Below are 16,345 nucleotides of genomic sequence, written 5' to 3'. Positions count from 1 at the left end.
CCAATGACCGAGACAGTCACACCCAGACCCCGCTGGCGACGCTGGGGCAAGGAGGCGCTCTGGCTGCTGCTGTTTGCCCTGATCATCTCGACCGTGCTGGATCTGTGGCGCAGCCCGGCGCTGCCGGAGGGGAGCCCGCTGCCTGTGCTGACCCTGCAAGATGGCACCCAGGCCGACCTGCAGGCCATGAGCCGGGACAGGCCGCTGCTGGTCTACTACTGGGCCAGCTGGTGCGCCGTCTGCCGCTTCACTACCCCGACGGTGGAGCAGCTCTGGCAAGACGGCGGTAACCTGCTGACGGTGGCGCTGCGCTCCGGCGACGACGCCAGGTTGCAGCAGGGCATGGCCAGGAAGGGGCTGACCTTCCCCACCCACAACGATGAGCAGGGGGTGCTCGCAGCACGCTGGCAGGTGAGCGTCACCCCCAGCTTCCTCATCATCAAGGAGGGCAAGGTGGTGAGCAGCACCACGGGCTGGAGCAGTCGCTGGGGCTTGCAGCTGCGGCTGCTGTGGGCCAGCTGGCTGGCTTGAGCCCCCTCACTATGAGCAGAGCCCGGTATGACTACCGGGCTCTTTTGTTATCTGAAGGCCGAACTTGCTGACTCGCCCCCTATTGCGCCGGTGACATGGCCCCCTGGCCGATCCGGGCCTTGACGCTGGCCCGCTCGGCCTCGTCGATCACGCCGTCAGCGTTCTTGTCCAGACGAGTGAAGAGGCTCTCATGGCGCTGGATGAACTGCGCCTTGGTCGTATCCTGCATCGGCCTCATGTTGCCCATCTTGCCCGGCATGGCCTTGCCCGATTGCTTCATCGCCTCTTGCATCTTGGCCATGGCGACCTCTTTCTCGGCGACCGACAGGGTGCCATCACCGTTGCTGTCTTGCCGGGCGAAGCGCTGCTCGGCTCTCTCCATAAACTGGGCCTTGGTGACATCCCCCTTGAGCAGCACCAGCGGCTCATCGAGGCTCTCATCGGCGGCGATGGCGAGGCCGCCCAGCAGTACCAGAGGCAGAAGATAAAGTTTGAACATGGCGGTTAATTCCTTTTGGTGGCCGCGATCTTGTCGAGGCCTGATGAGGATCGCCAGGGCAGGTCCCTTGTCACATGCACGTCCGGCGATTTGGTACCGGCATGGGCGCACTGTCGCCCGTCACGGATACCCTCTGTCAGTGTAGTCCCCATGCAGGGGCCCCATGCCAGACGGGCTGGCAAGCCGCGTCATGACGACCGGGATCCCCGTTCGCCCCGGGTTGCTGCCATATCGCGTCCTATTCATGGCGGTGGCCGGTGGTTTCCGTTAAAATGACGGGTTTTTACCGTGCCTGGTTCCCCAAGCCCCATCAGGCGCCAGCATTGTGACTCTGATGATGCCAGTGATGCAGGATCTGCCATGAACAACTACTTTCGGGTGCTGGGCGTCAAGTCCAACGCCAGCGAAAACGACATCAAGAAAGCCTATCGACGGCTCTCGAACCAGTACCACCCCGACAAGTTGCACGGGGCGACGGATGAAGAGCGAGAGCAGGCAGCCCTCAAGCTGCATCAGGTGAAGAAGGCCTACGAGGTGCTTTCCGATCCCAAGGCGAGAGCCGCTTTTATCAAAGATTTCAACAACGTCATCGTGACCGATCCCGCTGCTGCCATGCAGGAGATGTGGGACCAATTCTACCCCTGAGGGCGCTATGCAAAAAAAATGGGACCAGGCTCGACTCAAGGCGCTGCAAAGTGATGCCAGCGAGAACATCGAATCCTACCGGGATCAGGATCAGCCCAAGGCACTCGAGCAGTTCACCGGCAAGATGAAGGCCCTGCTGCTGGCCGACATCAGCATGCTGGAGTTCATGCCCGAATACCTGCCGCTGGCCCTCTATGGCCGGGTGCAGTTCCCGCCCAAGGCGAAGCCGCAGTGGGCCAGGTGGCTCGCCGACGGCGTACAACCCTCATGGGACGAGTTCAAGGTGTCGGTGGCCTTCAACAACGCCGATCTGCCGCTGGTCAAGGCGGTGCGGGCCCAGAGCGAAGATCAGCTGATCGAAGCCTGCGCCGTGCTCTACCTGCTGGACAACCCCCTGCCCCGCGGTGGCCGTCGTGCCGATGACGACTACGAGTTGCAGGACGACGAAGATGACGACGGGGAAGATGCCGACGCCGACTATCATGGCGGTGATGGCGAAGAAGACGATCAGGACATGTACGACGAAGTGCGTTTCTAATTTGAGGCAAAGCATGAACAGTCTGATAGAAATTACCGCCATCGAGATCAAAGAGCTGGCCGTGGTCGAGCCCAAGCAGGCCAGCGAAAAGTTCGAGCTGATCGCCAAGACGATGTCCGACGAGCAACTGGCCGAAGTCATTGAAAACATTGATATCGTTACCCTGACCCAGATCAACGGCCAGCACGACATCTCCTTCCCGTCGATCATCTCCGAGCTGATGACCCCGGAGCGGATCCGCGACATCGTCTGCCAGCAGCCTCTCTACTGGGAGGAGGCCATCAAGAACAATGCCGAGGAGCTGCAACAGCACACCTTCGACTTCCTCAACTACCTGATCCGCACCCAGGACAGCGAGGCCAAGCAGCGCGAGATCCTGGAGTGCATCGCCGAGGATCCCGCCGGGCTCTTCTACCTCGCCATCCCCTTCATCGAGTTCTACCGTGGCGATCGCTACGAGGATGAAGAGGGCTATAGCGATGGCCTGCACGCCGAAGAGGAAGATCTCGAGGAGTCCCTCGCCTACAGCGAGCGCCAGCAGAGCGAGGATGCCCACGACTACCCGCTGGATGATCCGAGAAGCCTGTTGATGCTGATCCGCGAGCAGGCTCCCGAGGTGGAGAAAGCCATCAAGTCGCTGCTGCGCAGCGAGAACGCCACCTGGGAGGGGATCATCAACAAGTTCGCCAACGAGCTGGTGATGCAGGCCAAGGAGAAGAATCAGGTCAGCGACGAGTACGACGAAGTGGACGACATGTTCAGCTTCCTGGATTGAGGAGAGCCCTATGCAACTAGTCATCCGCGAGGCCAACGAAGGCCCCTTCCTCACCCAGGTGCTGCGCTTTGGCGCCGAGCGTGAACTCCTGAGCGCCCAGCAACTTGCCGCCATCAAGGGCAAGGCGGTGCTGATGAGCCTGAAATTCGCCGACAAGTACTACAACAAGTACAAGATGCACCTGCTGGAGCAGGCCGCCCACGACGTCATCGGCGTGGTGAGCTTGGGATTGCAGGAGCTCTCCGGGCGCGACACGGCCCGGGCGCTGGCCCTGCTGCAGGCGCCGGAAGGCCCCATCAAGCCGTTCCAGAAGGGCTGGTCCATGCTGATCTCCGTCAGCCCCAGGCAGACCGGCAACAGCCTCTACGGGGACGTGGATGCCAGGCTGCTGGACAAGATCTCGAGCCCTCCCGATGTGGAGGAGTGGCAAGGGTGGCAGGAGTACGAGAAGGCGCTGGCCGAGCACAACAAGGTCCGCCTGATGGGGCTCATCGATCAGCACTTCTTCGCCTGCGAGAGCGATCACCCCACCATGGAGGACAAGCTGGCCGAGGCCCTGCTCTACCGCATCCTCTGCGGCAAGGGCAGCGGCGCCGCGCCCCTCAAGGTGAAGCAGGATCTCAAGCGCCGGCTGGCGCGGGAGATTGAGCTCGACGAGGCCTGGTACGACACCGCGCATCTGACCACCCAGCTTGCCCTCATGCTCGCCGAGCTGCCCGCCGACATGGCCGCCGCCCTGCGCCAGGAGCTGAGCCCGGGCTTCGTGCCCAACCTGCTGCACACCCTGGGGTTTGTGCGCCAGTACCAGCAGCAGCAAAGGGAGAACGCCTCGCCGGAGAAGCTCGACAACTTCGAGATGCGCGCCGGCCTCAGGCACCCCCTGCTCGGCTGGCCCCTCTACCACGACTTCTAGGGCGCTTGTCTGCCTTGAGAACTTGTCCCCCAACGCCCGGCTCGCCGGGCGTTGTCATCTCTGGGCCCCCGCACAGGCGCCGCCAATAAAAAGTGCCCCTATAAGCGCTAGCGTACAGACGCCCCTGCCGGGGTGAGGGAAGATGGCCTCATCACGAACAGGCGCAGGTCGCGCCGACCGATATACGGCCCCCTGGCGCGTCATCCCCTGCGCCCTGGCGTCCCCTGAACCAACCACTATCCGGGCTGATGCGTCGGGGTCCGGGTCGGGATCGGCAACCCCAGCGGGATGGCTTGCCGCATACCCCAGGCGCATTGCACAACATCAAGAGGTAACCCCATGAACAAGCTCCATGGTTTGACACAAGGGGCGGTGGCAATGGCCCTGCTGATTGGGCTGGCCGCCTGCTCCGGCATGTCGCAACAGGGCAAGAGTACCGCCGTGGGTGCCGGCATAGGTGCCGTCGGCGGCGCAGTCCTGACCGGAGGCAGCGCGGCCGGCACCATAGGTGGTGCCGTCGTCGGTGGCGTCATCGGCCACGAGATCAAGAAATAGGTCTCCCCCTCCCTTCTCATCCAGCGCCCGATCCGTCGGGCGCTGTTCTGCCTGAACTCATGACCCCCAATGCCGGCCGGGTGGCGCCAACTACCTCCTCAGCGTCATTGGCCCACATTTTGTCGGGGATATAATGGCACCCTCATACCGACCGCAGGGGAGCGCAGTGAGCAGAAAACCCGACAGGATCACCGCCATGCAGCAGATCATCGACGCCGTGAAGCAAGAATTTCCGCTCTATCAGCCAGATACCTTCAAATGCGGGCCGGACAACAGCTGCATCGGCTGCCCCAAGAAGCTGATGGAGCTGGTGGATACGGATCTCTGCTACTGGCAATATCAGATCCAGCGCGGCATTGCGCCCAGCTTCGACGAGCTCAACCGCTTCGGCAAGATGTGCAAGAACATCCGCCGGGCCCTGGTGCGCAGCGGCCGCATCCCCGCCTGATGCTCTGCCCCCGTATCTGATAAGGTGTGACCGACAGGCCCGGATCGGGCACAAGCGAGAAGGAGACCAAGATGACCCAGGAGCGGATCCAGACCCGATATAAGCTGGCGGGCCCCTTTGCCACTCAGGCCGAGTTGGAGCAGGCCATAGCCGGGGCAATAGAGCACCACAAGCAGGACTTCTTCCCCCTGCTGGAGCGGCTGGTGGACATGGGGGACACCAGAGTCAACCTGAGCCAGCAGAACCCGCTGCGGGTGCTTGGCATAGCGCTCGACGCCACAGGGGCCACGGGCACGGCCCAGCTCAACTACGAGTCCAACTTCGCCGAGAGCTGCCTCATCATCAACGAATATGACCAGCACCAGACCAGCGTGCCCTTTCGCCTGGAAGGGAACGAGCTTGTCTTCGACCTTGAGCTACCCATCCCCTGGAATTTCAATAATTAATACTTCGGCGTTGCGATTCACCTTGTTTATTGCGCCCTGCCGGCTCTTGAGCACTGATAAGGACATTAGATGCATATTCACCAGGCAACCTCCGTTGATATCGAAGATCTCACCCCCTTGTTTGATGCCTATCGCCAATTTTATGGACAAGATCCGGCGCCCATGGCCGCAGCCGCCTTCATTGCCGAACGTCTTGCCAAAAGTGAGTCTGTTATCTTTCTGGCTCGCGGTGAGACGGGTGAAACCATTGGCTTTGCCCAGCTTTATCCCGCCTTCTCATCCGTTGCGATGAAGCGGATGTGGTATCTCAACGATCTGTTTGTCGCAGCATCGGCCCGCCAGCAAGGAGTCGCGAGAGCCTTGCTAAAACAGGTGGCGACCTTTGCCAGGGAGACGGACGCACTGACGGTCAAACTGGCCACAGCCGTATCCAATCTGCCCGCAAAAGCCCTCTACGAATCGGAGGGATATCAAAAGGTTGTCGCCTTTGATCACTATACCCAACGGGTTTAGCGAGCAGGGTTGAGCGACGCAGTCTCATCGACCATGGCGCGGCTCCCGTCGCCACAGGCAAAGAGGGGGAAAAGATTGGGTGTCCGCAGCATAGTGGCTGCCAGGAAGGCAGGTGCTCCGAAATAACAGCTTGATGGTCGATCGTTAAATAAAGAGGCTGGCGTGGCCACTCAGCCGCCCCACTTGGTGTAGGGTTGTCTCCATGCCAACTGAATGAACTATCGGGGGTCAGCATGGGTGAGCAGCAATCAGCAGCAATACCGGAATTGAATGACGGTGATTGCTATGGCTTCGAGCGCAAGAGTGCCGGAGACTTCCCCTTCTATCGACAGTCCCCAAATGCCTTGTCTGGCCGCAGCTGGGTGCTGATCCTGCTGGGGGTGGTGCTGGGTTTCGCCGTGCTGACGGCGCACATAGGGTTTTATAAAACCACGGCGGGCGGCTTTGTCCCCGCCATCCTGTTTCCTCTCATCCCTCTGGCCGTGCTCGCCATGGTGGCGGGGAAGGCATGGCGATCGCTGTTTAGAACGCCGACGGGGCGGGATGTCCTCTTGATGCTGGCGATTGCCGGCGTCAATATCCTGGTTTCGGTCGCCGTTGCCTTGGTACTGCAGCACCTGTTCAAGATGAGTGAAAACCCGGTCAACGCCATGCTGGCAGAGGCCTCCAATACGGCGCGCATCCTCTTTTATATAAAAACGGCCCCTCAGCTCTTTGGCGAGGAGGTGGTCTCCATACTGCCTTTTCTGGCCATCCTCTGGTTTTGTCACACTAAGCTCAGCCTGAGCCGCAAGCGAGCGCTGCTCACCGCCTGGCTCTGCACCGCCCTTATCTTCGGGGCCATGCACCTGCCCACTTATGACTGGAATTTTCTGCAATGTTTTCTGGTGATCGGCACGGCCCGCATTGTGCTGCTCAGTGGCTACATCATCACCAAAAATATCTGGGTATCGACAGGCGCACACATCATCAATGACTGGCTGCTGTTTACCGTCATGGTGCTGCTGCGTGGTGGCCAGGCCGGCATATAAGACCGGCAGCAGGCCGGGGCATGATCACAGGAAAGGAGCCTTGCCGGCTCCTTTTTCCATTGCCCATAGAAAAGGCGAGGCCCTTGCCTTCGCCTGCATCGGATGGGCATCAGGTGAGATAGTAACGCCACGACCTGCTCGGCTCTGCATAGCCGACCCGGATGCAGAAGGGGGCAAGCTCGTGATTGGCCTGCTCCAGGCTGAGGGTCTGGTGAGTATCCTCCCGACACCACTGCACGAACTCGTCGCTGTTGAAGCTGTAGTGATCCCCGTGAAAGGCCCCGTGGGCCTCGATAAGCCCTATGGCTTTCTCCGTTTCCATGTCTGGCCTCCTGGCACTGTGCTGCTTCCTTCAAGGTTAGCGAGCAGAGGCAACTTGCGGGGCCTAATCCGCCATTTCCTTGACCTGTGGCAATTGGCAAAGGGGAGAGCAAGCCACCACAGCAGAAGCCATCGACCAGCAACAGAGCCTTAAATAAAACAGAGGCAAGTAGGGTCGATTAGCGAAGCGTAATCGGCCGCACCGGTTATCCGGTCGCGAGCAGGCAAAAGAGAAAGGACGTAGGGTGCAATAAGCGAAGCGCATTGCACCGGCAACCTCGCGGGGTCAATAACGGTGCAATTCACCCTGTTCATTGCACCCTACGGTTACCTCCCCTCACCCTGGCCCTCTCCCAAGGGGAGAGGGAACAAGTACCTGCCAACCTGTGCCGTTGCTGTCACGCCATTCCAAAATCGCTGCGATCTGGGCTCCCTTCTCCCCTCGCGGGAGAAGGGTCGGGGATGAGGGGGATCAAGCCACCACAACAGAAGCCATAGACAAGCTACAGAGCGCTGAATCCAACAGGGGCGGCAGGGTCGATTAGCGAAGCGTAATCGGCCGCACCGCAATCTTGGTGGCTATGGACATAGAGATCAGCTGGAGCACCAGCAGAATTTCGACAACCTGTTTTCGCGATCGTCTGATTACGCTTCATGAATCAGACATCATTTATATTTACCAACTCAGTTATCAAGAATAATTTGGTGCGAGACATAAAAGCAGATCTAGATCACGATAAAGTATCACTTTATGGTGTTAGCCTTCGACAATTAATATTAACCATTAAACTCTCTTACTGTATAAAGCAAAGCAACAATTTCTCAAATATATATTATAAGAATGTATCTAGCTACCGAAGCTATAATGAAAGAGTAACCATGAAAAATACCATTATATTACTGTCATTGTTTCTATTGCTGATCAGCCCGGTCCATGCCAAAAACTGCAAGAAGGGGCAACCATGTGGAAATTCATGCATTTCATGGAGTAAAACATGCCGTATAAACACACATAACTACCAATTAGCTACTCCATCGACTTCATCAACATTATCCACGCCAAGAAATCATGAAGAAAAAGTGACCGAATCGAAGTCTAGTAATGTACTTATCAGATACGTTATACCCTTGAAATTGAATGTCCGTACGAAGCCAAATACGTCATCATATATTGCGACAAGACTTATAAAAGGGGATTTTGTCTTGCTATATAAAGTAGAGGGAAGCTGGGCTTATATCAGTAAGCAAGGGATTTATGGATGGGTTAAGGATGAATACCTTTCTTTGTCCCCGGTCACCTGAATTTAGAAAAGAAAGGAGCGATTATATCGCTCCTTTCTTTTGGTAGTACGTTCTTACCCTTCCTGATTTTCCTCAGCGACCGGCTCGGCACCAGCGGCGGGTTCAATCTCGATGCGATCGACCCGCTGCAAGCCGCGGGGCAGCTTGGCGCCGCGGCGGCCGCGCTCGCCACGGTAGTAGTCGAGATCCGAGGGCTTGAGGGTCAGCTTGCGCTTGCCGGCAAAGAGGGTGACATATTGCCCCTGCGGGATAATGGCGGCCATCACCATAAACTCCTCCCGCGCCTTGACCCGCGCCGACGGAATGCTGATGAGCTTGTTGCCCTTGCCCTTGCCAAGCACCGGCAGTGTGCTGAGCGGGAACAGCAACATGCGCCCCTCGTTGGAAATGGCCATGCAGAGATCGGTTTCTGGCGAGCCAATCTTCTGGGGTGCCATCACCAGGCCCCCTTCCGGCACCGTCAGCAGCGCCTTGCCGTTCTTGTTCTTGCCAATCAGGTCGTCATATTTGCAGACGAAGCCGTAACCGGCGTCACTGGCGATGAGGTAGGGTTCGCCCTCATTGCCCATCACCAGATGGCGCACCTCTTCCCCCGCCCCCAGGGCGAAGCGGCCGGTGAGCGGCTCCCCCTGACTGCGGGCGGAAGGCAGGGTGTGCGCCTCCAGGGAATAGGTACGGCCCAGGCTAGAGAGGAACACCGCCTGCTGGTTGCTGCGCCCGCAGGCGTGGGCCAGATAGCCATCCCCCGCCTTGTAGGAGAGGCCTTCCACGTCCACGTCGTGGCCCTTGGCGGCCCGCACCCAGCCCTTGTCGGACAGAATGACGGTCACCGGCTCACTCGGGGTCAGCTCTTTCTCGGTCAGGGCCACAGCGGTGGCACGCTCCACCAGCGGGGTGCGGCGATCGTCGCCGTACTTCTCGGCATCCGCCAGCAGCTCTTTCTTGAGCAGGGTGTTGAGGCGACGCTCCGAGCCCAGGATCAGTTCGAGTTTGTCGCGCTCCTCGGCCAGCTCTTCTTGCTCGGCGCGCAGCTTGAACTCTTCGAGCTTGGCCAGATGGCGCAGTTTGAGCTCGAGGATGGCTTCGGCCTGGGTCTCGCTGATATTGAAACGCTCCACCATCACCTTGCCCGGCTCATCCTCGGTGCGGATGATCTCGATCACCTCGTCGATGTTGAGGTAGGCAACCAGCAAGCCTTCGAGGATGTGCAGGCGGGCCAGCACCTTGTCGAGGCGATATTGCAGACGGCGACGCACGGTCTCGCGGCGGAAGATGATCCACTCGGAGAGGATCATCTTGAGGGTCTTCACCTGGGGTCTGTTGTCGAGACCGAGGATGTTGAGGTTGACGCGATAGTTCTTCTCCAGATCCGTGGTGGCGAACAGGTGGGCCATCAGCCCCTCCACGTCCACCCGGTTGGAGCGGGGGATGATCACCAGACGGGTCGGGTTCTCGTGGTCCGATTCATCCCGCAGGTCGGTGACCATGGGCAATTTCTTCGCCACCATCTGGGCGGCGATCTGCTCCATGATCTTGGCGCCCGAGGCCTGATGGGGCAGCGCCGTGATGACGATGTCGCCATCCTCCTCGCTCCACACCGCCCGCTGCTTGATGGAGCCCTTGCCGGTCTCGTAGATTTTGCGGATGTCGTCCCGGGGCGTGATGATCTCGGCGTTGGTCGGGTAGTCCGGCCCCTGGATGTGCGTCATCAGCACATCCAGCCCCACATTGGGGTTGTCCAGCAGCTCGGCACAGGCAAGAGCCACTTCCCGCGCGTTGTGGGGCGGGATGTCGGTCGCCATGCCCACCGCTATGCCGGTCACCCCGTTGAGCAGTATGTGGGGCAGGCGGGCGGGCAGCACCACGGGTTCCTTCATGGTGCCGTCGAAGTTCGGCGTCCACTCCACAGTGCCCTGGCCGAGCTCGGAGAGCAGCAGCTCGGAGAAGCGCGACAGCCGCGCCTCGGTGTAACGCATGGCGGCGAAGGATTTGGGATCGTCCGGCGCACCCCAGTTGCCCTGACCGTCCACCAGCGGGTAGCGGTAGGAGAAGGGCTGGGCCATCAGCACCATGGCTTCATAACAGGCGCTGTCGCCGTGGGGATGGTACTTACCCAGCACGTCACCCACGGTACGGGCGGACTTCTTGTGCTTGGAGAGCGCGGAGAGCCCCAGCTCGCTCATGGCGTAGATGATGCGCCGCTGCACGGGCTTGAGGCCATCGCCGATATGGGGCAGGGCCCGGTCCATGATGACGTACATGGAGTAGTTCAAGTAAGCCTGCTCGGTGAAGGCGCGCATGGGCTGGCGCTCTACCCCGTCCAGACTGAGCTCGATAGCATCACTCATAAGGTTGTTCTCTTGCTAGGGTGCGCCACTGGGCGGCGCACCTGAAAGTCGGGTCGGCTGATGACAGAGGCCATTGGCTTAGATGATCGCAAGGTTGCCCTTCTCTTCCAGCCACTCCCGGCGATCCGGGGCGCGCTTCTTGGCCAGCAGCATGTCCATCAGCTGCAGGGTCTCGTCCCCCTCCTCCAGCTCGCCCATGGTGAGCTGCACCAGGCGGCGGGTATTGGGATCCATGGTGGTTTCCCGCAGCTGTTTCGGGTTCATCTCGCCCAGCCCCTTGAATCGGGTCACCATCACCTTGCCCTTCTTCTTCTCGGCCTCGACCCGTTGCAGCACGCCGTTCTTCTCGTCCTCGTCCAGGGCATAGAAGACCTCCTTGCCGATGTCGATCCGGTAGAGCGGCGGCATGGCCACATAGACGTGGCCCTTGTTGACCAAGGTTCTGAAATGTTTAACAAAGAGTGCGCACAGCAGGGTGGCGATATGCAGACCGTCCGAGTCCGCATCCGCGAGTATGCACACCTTGCCGTAGCGCAGGCCGGAGAGATCCTCGGAATCGGGATCCAGCCCTATGGCCACAGAGATGTCGTGCACTTCCTGGGAGGCGAGCACCTGACCGGCCTCCACCTCCCAGGTGTTCAGTATCTTGCCGCGCAGGGGCATGATGGCCTGGAATTCACGATCCCGCGCCTGCTTGGCACTGCCGCCCGCGGAGTCACCCTCCACCAGGAAGAGTTCCCCCTGCATGGGGTCGGCGCAGTTGCAGTCGGTGAGCTTGCCGGGCAGGGCCGGGCCCTGGGTAATCTTCTTGCGCACCACAGTCTTGGCGGCGCGCATCCGGCGCTGGGCGCTGCTGATGCAGATCTCCGCGATCTGCTCCGCCAGCTCGGTGTTGCTGTTTAAGTAAAGGCTGAAGGCATCCTTCACCACCCCGGAGACGAAGGCCGAGCTCTGGCGGGACGACAGCCGCTCCTTGGTCTGACCGGCGAACTGGGGATCCTGCATCTTGACCGAGAGGATGTAGGCGCAGCGATCCCAGATGTCTTCCGGAGTCAGCTTGACCCCGCGCGGCAACAGGTTGCGGAACTCGCAGAACTCGCGCATGGCGTCCAGCAGGCCCTGACGCAGGCCGTTGACGTGGGTGCCGCCGAGCGCAGTGGGGATCAGGTTCACATAGGATTCGGCGAGGCACTCGCCCCCCTCCGGCAACCAGCACAGGGCCCAGTCCACCGCCGATTGATCCGTGCTGAAGGCGCCGACGAAGGGCTGCTCCGGCAGGCAGGTGAACTGTTTGACCGCATCAACGAGGTAATCCTTGAGGCCATCTTCGTAGCACCACTCCAGCTTGATGCCGGTGTTCTTGTCGAGGAACTTGATGGTGAGGCCGGGGCAGAGCACGGCCTTCGCCTTGAGCAGATGCTCGAGCTTGGAGACCGAGAAGCGCGGCGAGTCGAAATAGCGAGCCTCTGGCCAGAAGCGCACCCGGGTGCCGGTGTTGCGGCGCCCGCAGGTGCCTGTGATGGTGAGCTCCTGCACCTTGTCGCCACGCTCGAAGGCGATGTCATAGACCTGACCGTCCCGGCGCACCGTCACCTCGACCCGATCGGAGAGGGCGTTCACTACCGAAATACCCACACCGTGCAGACCGCCGGAGAACTGGTAGTTCTTGTTGGAGAACTTGCCCCCCGCGTGCAGCTTGCAGAGGATCAGCTCCACACCGGAAACGCCCTCTTCCGGGTGAATGTCGACCGGCATGCCACGGCCGTCATCGACAACCTCGAGGGACTGATCTTCATACAGGGTCACCTCCAGGGTGCGGGCATGGCCCGCCAGCGCCTCATCGACGCTGTTGTCGATGACCTCCTGGCCGAGGTGATTGGGCCTGGTGGTGTCTGTGTACATGCCGGGGCGGCGACGCACCGGTTCGAGGCCATTGAGGACCTCAATGGCATCCGCATTGTATTGAGTGGACATGGAGGGCCTTGCGAATTGACGTTTGGAGGGAATCTTACTCGCTGGGAGGGTCTTGGACAAATAGGGCGGTGGCAAAGGGTGATCCAGAGAGGCTATGGCCCCGCAGGATCAGGCGGGTGTCAGTGCCATGGGCTGCGCCAGCAACAAGGGCAAGAGGGAGCTGACGGTGCCAGGGCCATGGGCTGCACCTGCAACAAGGACGAGAGGGAGCAGACGGTGCCAGGGCCATGGGCTGCACCTGCAACAAGGACGAGAGGGATCAGGCGGGCGCCAGGGCCATGGGTTGCGCCTGCAACAAGGACGAGAGGGATCAGGCAGGCGCCAGGGCCATGGGCTGCGCCTGCAACAAGGACGAGAGGGATCAGGCGGGCGCCAGGGCCGAAGGCTGCGCCTGCAACAGGGGGGAGAGGGAGCAATGGAGTCGCCACACCAGGCCCGCCAGCTCCCGGGCCGAGGGCTCGGGGTGATCGGCCAGGCCGAGGCTGATGCGATCCAGCTCGGCCAGGGTCTGATGGAGGGAGCCATGTTGCACCCCCTGCTCGGTGAGGATCCCCTCAAGACAGCGCACGCAGGCGTCCCGCACCAGATAGAGTGCCGGCTCCCTGCCCCGCCACTGGCGCAGTTGCCAGACGATGTGGCTGCAGTTGAGCAGCACCACGCCCCAGCGCAGCACCCAGAGCCGGGCGCCCTGATCCTGCCCCTGACCGAGCTGGCTGATGCAGTGATAGATGAGGGATTCAAACTGGCTCTCGCTCTGCCGGGGCCTGGCGGCCAGCTGATCGATGAAGTGGCGGCGCAGGGAGCGGATGAGGCGGCGGCTCTTGCGCCTGTCCGAGCTGGGCCTGAGGATCTGGAACGCCAGTCCCGCCACCATGACCCCCAGCACCTTGCCGATGCTGTCGTTGACGAAGGCTTGATAGTCGTAGCTCGGCGGGTTGGTGATGGCGAGGAAGGAGCCGAGCAGCACTATGAGCTGGCCCCAGAGCGCCGCCGACGAGGGGCGCTGCAACTTGATCAGCTGCATGGTGATGAGCGCGGGGAACAGCAGGGCGCAGAACAGCCAGAAGTCGTCGATGCGGATCATCAGGCCGAACTTGACCGCGAAGCAGACCAGGCTCAGCAGCAGGATGGCCTGCAGCATGGTCTGGGTTCCCTTGGTCGGCGTCGGGGTGGCCGAATAGAGCACGCAACAGATGGACAGCAGGGTCAGGGCCGAGGCGCCCGACTCCCACTGGGTGTTGATCCAGAAGGCGCAGCCCAGCACCACGCAGAGGAAGGTGCGACCGCCGTTATAGGCCGCCTCGACGCTGTCGTTGTAACGGGTGAGCGAGCTGTGGCGCGGCGGCGTTGGCCACTCCTGACCGTCATAGGGCGCCAGCCGGCCGAGCCAGCGCTGGCACTCCAGATAGCTCCAGCAAAAATGGCGCAGGCGCAGCCAGAAGGTGCGGCGGCGAAAATCGCTACCCGACTCGGCCACGAAGGGGGCCAGCAGGCGGGCGATGCGGTATTTGTCGCAATCGGGCTCGCCCAGCGCGCGGATCACCGAGGTTAGCAGGGGGGTCAACCCGTCCGGCGGCTGCGGCCAGTGCTGCAGCATGCGGCGCACCCCGGAGATCAGGCTGACCATCCGCAGCTGGCGGTGCAACAGGAAGTTGAGCAGCCGGTTGTGGCGGCGCAGCCGGTGGTGACTCCACACCGCCTGAATCCGCAGCACGTTCATGGTGAGGATCTGGCCGATGATCCCCTCGTGGGCACCGCGCACATCGGCCCCCGCCTCCCCCAGCCAGAGCAGCTGGGCGTGCTCCCGCAGCCGGGCCTGACTCTTGCCAAGGGACGCCAGCAGTGTCTCTCCATCCGAGAGGCTCGGCAGAATCATCATCATCAGGCCGCCGCAGAGAATGCCCACTATCACCTCGCTCACCCTGGCCTGAGCGATGTCGAAGATGTGCTCCGTCTCGGTCACGTTGACGCAGGAGAAGGCGATGATGGCCGCGGTGTAGCCCGCCAGGGCGAAGGCGTAGGAGACGTTGTTCTGATAGTGGTTGGAGATGTAGGTGCAAAGGCCGAGCCAGAGCGCGATAAGGAAGCTGAACAGCCAGGGATCGCTGATGCCAAGACCGGTGATCATCACGGCCGCCATGGCGCCGATGAGGCTGCCCACTACCCGCCCCAGGCTCTTGCTGATGACGCCGCCGACGGTGGGAAAACTCACCACGGCGGCCGAGGTCATGGCCCAGTAGGGAGCATCCAGTTGCAGCACAAACGCCAGCCAGAGCGACAGGCACATGGCCAGGCTGTTGCGCAGGGCATAGCGCCACTGGCCCTCATTGGCCTGGCCCCAGGGTGTCTGGCGCCAGCGTCCCCGGCCTGCCACCCTATTCCCCTATGGTGATGGTGCAGGTGGTGCCCGCGATCAGGGCAAGCTCGGGCGGCACCTCCAGCAGACGGATCCGCACCGGCACCCGCTGGGCCAGCCGCACCCAGGGCACGTTAGGCTTGACGTCGAGCAGCAGCCCCTGGCTCCCCTCCAGGCTCTGATCGTGAATGGCGCGCCCTATGCTCTCCACCTCCCCCTTGAGCGCCAGCTCCCCGCTGTAGAGCACCATGCGCGCCGGCTTGCCCGGCGCTATGTGCCTGAGCTTGGTCTCTTCGAAATAGCCCTGCACGTAGAAGGAGTGGATATCTACCAAAGCCACCAGAGGCACCCCGGCGCTGGCGTAGTTGCCGACCCTGGCCTGCAGGTTGGTGATGTAACCGTCGCTGGCGGCATGCACCTCGGTTCGCGCGAGCGACCATCTGGCCTGCTCCAGATTGGCCTGGGCCACCTGATAGGCCGCCTTCATCGCCTGGGCATTGAGCCTGGACTCGTCGACCGCCTCGGCGGAGATGACGGTGCGGGACAGCCCCTGGCGACGCCTGGCCTCGTGCTCCGCCTTGTCGAGATCCGATTTCGCCTTGGCCAGCGCCGCGTTGGCGTTGTCCAGGGCAATCCGGTAGGGCACGGGATCCAGGCTGAACAGGGTCTCCCCCTTCTTCACCAGCTGGTTGTCCTTGATCCAGATGCTGACTATCTTGCCCGACACCTCGGGGGTGATGCTGACCAGCTCGGCCCGCACCTTGCCATCCCGGGTCCAGGGGCCCTGCATGTAGTAGTTCCACAACCACCAGAGCGACACCAGCGCCAGGGCGCACACCAGCAGGGTGGAGAAGTATTTGAGGGTTGCCAGGGGAGATTTAGCCATGTAGCAGTATCCAGAGTGCGCCACTGACGGCGAGGATAAACAGGGAGAGATCCATCAGAAGAGGGTGCCAGACATCCCCGCCGTAGAGCCAATCCCGCAGCAGGTGGTGCACCGGCAACCAGCCGAGCAGCCCGAGCAGCACCGCCTTGAACAGGGGGGGAAAGTAGAGCGAGGCCCCCAGGATCAGATCCGGCAGCGCTGAAGCAGTCGTCACGGGCAGGCTCCCGGTTGGCAAGAGAAGGAGAATGGCCCGCCAGAGAGCAG

Annotated in this window: 18 protein-coding genes; 11 read left to right on the top strand and 7 right to left on the bottom strand. The window is 61.3% G+C overall.

Going from position 1 to position 16,345, the window contains the following annotated elements:
- Positions 1-3: 3 nt before the first annotated feature.
- On the top strand, positions 4-531 hold the full coding sequence (locus ACF2JD_RS19965) for a protein disulfide oxidoreductase (protein WP_408866500.1): 528 nt from the start codon (positions 4-6) through the stop codon (positions 529-531).
- 79 nt (positions 532-610) lie between these two features.
- Here ACF2JD_RS19965 and ACF2JD_RS19960 read toward each other — a convergent pair whose 3' ends face one another.
- Positions 611-1,030 carry an EF-hand domain-containing protein gene (locus ACF2JD_RS19960; protein ID WP_106885069.1) on the bottom strand — a complete coding sequence of 140 codons (420 nt, stop codon included), beginning with the start codon at positions 1,028-1,030 and terminating at the stop codon, positions 611-613.
- A 360-nt stretch (positions 1,031-1,390) separates the two neighbouring features.
- On the opposite strand from ACF2JD_RS19960, the gene atcJ reads away from it, so the two are divergent.
- The 9 genes from atcJ to ACF2JD_RS19915 all read left to right on the top strand — a co-directional run bounded on the left by atcJ (position 1,391) and on the right by ACF2JD_RS19915 (position 6,894).
- Positions 1,391-1,675 carry a cold adaptation protein ActJcold adaptation protein ActJ gene (atcJ, locus tag ACF2JD_RS19955; RefSeq protein WP_440988052.1) on the top strand — a complete coding sequence of 95 codons (285 nt, stop codon included), beginning with the start codon at positions 1,391-1,393 and terminating at the stop codon, positions 1,673-1,675.
- A gap of 7 nt (positions 1,676-1,682) precedes the next feature.
- Positions 1,683-2,213 carry a cold adaptation protein AtcA gene (gene atcA / locus ACF2JD_RS19950; protein ID WP_139751118.1) on the top strand — a complete coding sequence of 177 codons (531 nt, stop codon included), beginning with the start codon at positions 1,683-1,685 and terminating at the stop codon, positions 2,211-2,213.
- 13 nt (positions 2,214-2,226) lie between these two features.
- Positions 2,227-2,988: a cold adaptation protein AtcB gene (gene atcB / locus ACF2JD_RS19945; protein ID WP_106885072.1), complete on the top strand. Its 762-nt coding sequence runs from the start codon at positions 2,227-2,229 to the stop codon at positions 2,986-2,988.
- Positions 2,989-2,998: 10 nt separating this feature from the next.
- Positions 2,999-3,901 carry a cold adaptation protein AtcC gene (gene atcC / locus ACF2JD_RS19940; RefSeq protein WP_289978695.1) on the top strand — a complete coding sequence of 301 codons (903 nt, stop codon included), beginning with the start codon at positions 2,999-3,001 and terminating at the stop codon, positions 3,899-3,901.
- 339 nt (positions 3,902-4,240) lie between these two features.
- On the top strand, positions 4,241-4,456 hold the full coding sequence (locus tag ACF2JD_RS19935) for a glycine zipper 2TM domain-containing protein (RefSeq protein ID WP_440988051.1): 216 nt from the start codon (positions 4,241-4,243) through the stop codon (positions 4,454-4,456).
- A gap of 196 nt (positions 4,457-4,652) precedes the next feature.
- Positions 4,653-4,904 carry a hypothetical protein gene (locus tag ACF2JD_RS19930; protein ID WP_162520044.1) on the top strand — a complete coding sequence of 84 codons (252 nt, stop codon included), beginning with the start codon at positions 4,653-4,655 and terminating at the stop codon, positions 4,902-4,904.
- 71 nt (positions 4,905-4,975) lie between these two features.
- Positions 4,976-5,350 (top strand): hypothetical protein, encoded by a 375-nt coding sequence (locus tag ACF2JD_RS19925; RefSeq protein ID WP_440988050.1) that lies wholly within the window; start codon positions 4,976-4,978, stop codon positions 5,348-5,350.
- A gap of 69 nt (positions 5,351-5,419) precedes the next feature.
- Complete coding sequence (locus tag ACF2JD_RS19920; RefSeq protein ID WP_440988049.1) at positions 5,420-5,863, top strand: GNAT family N-acetyltransferase; 444 nt, start codon at positions 5,420-5,422, stop codon at positions 5,861-5,863.
- 266 nt (positions 5,864-6,129) lie between these two features.
- Complete coding sequence (locus ACF2JD_RS19915) at positions 6,130-6,894, top strand: CPBP family glutamic-type intramembrane protease (protein WP_440988048.1); 765 nt, start codon at positions 6,130-6,132, stop codon at positions 6,892-6,894.
- A gap of 109 nt (positions 6,895-7,003) precedes the next feature.
- Here the strand turns inward: ACF2JD_RS19915 and ACF2JD_RS19910 are convergent, their stop codons facing one another.
- Positions 7,004-7,216, bottom strand: a complete 213-nt coding sequence (locus ACF2JD_RS19910) for a hypothetical protein (protein ID WP_106885079.1) — start codon at positions 7,214-7,216, stop codon at positions 7,004-7,006.
- Between the two features lie 653 nt (positions 7,217-7,869).
- Between ACF2JD_RS19910 and ACF2JD_RS19905 the strand changes: the two genes are divergently transcribed.
- Complete coding sequence (locus tag ACF2JD_RS19905; RefSeq protein WP_440988047.1) at positions 7,870-8,517, top strand: SH3 domain-containing protein; 648 nt, start codon at positions 7,870-7,872, stop codon at positions 8,515-8,517.
- Between the two features lie 53 nt (positions 8,518-8,570).
- On the opposite strand, the gene parC is transcribed toward ACF2JD_RS19905, so the two are convergent.
- From parC to ACF2JD_RS19880, 5 genes are all read right to left on the bottom strand, one after another.
- Positions 8,571-10,865 (bottom strand): DNA topoisomerase IV subunit A, encoded by a 2,295-nt coding sequence (gene parC, locus ACF2JD_RS19900; RefSeq protein ID WP_440988046.1) that lies wholly within the window; start codon positions 10,863-10,865, stop codon positions 8,571-8,573.
- Between the two features lie 78 nt (positions 10,866-10,943).
- On the bottom strand, positions 10,944-12,839 hold the full coding sequence (gene parE / locus ACF2JD_RS19895; RefSeq protein WP_163148007.1) for a DNA topoisomerase IV subunit B: 1,896 nt from the start codon (positions 12,837-12,839) through the stop codon (positions 10,944-10,946).
- A gap of 361 nt (positions 12,840-13,200) precedes the next feature.
- Entirely contained in the window at positions 13,201-15,213 is a 2,013-nt protein-coding gene (locus ACF2JD_RS19890) for an FUSC family protein (RefSeq protein WP_440988045.1), read from the bottom strand.
- A 1-nt stretch (position 15,214) separates the two neighbouring features.
- Positions 15,215-16,081 carry an efflux RND transporter periplasmic adaptor subunit gene (locus tag ACF2JD_RS19885; RefSeq protein ID WP_440988044.1) on the bottom strand — a complete coding sequence of 289 codons (867 nt, stop codon included), beginning with the start codon at positions 16,079-16,081 and terminating at the stop codon, positions 15,215-15,217.
- Positions 16,074-16,316 (bottom strand): DUF1656 domain-containing protein, encoded by a 243-nt coding sequence (locus tag ACF2JD_RS19880; protein ID WP_106885084.1) that lies wholly within the window; start codon positions 16,314-16,316, stop codon positions 16,074-16,076. The genes ACF2JD_RS19885 and ACF2JD_RS19880 overlap by 8 nt, the downstream gene beginning before the upstream one ends.
- Between the last annotated feature and the right edge of the window lie 29 nt (positions 16,317-16,345).

It is taken from the genome of Aeromonas ichthyocola (assembly GCF_046087985.1).
Lineage (GTDB): Bacteria > Pseudomonadota > Gammaproteobacteria > Enterobacterales > Aeromonadaceae > Aeromonas > Aeromonas rivipollensis.
Note: the sequence above shows the minus strand (reverse complement) of the source record. Positions and strands in the feature narration are given on the sequence as shown.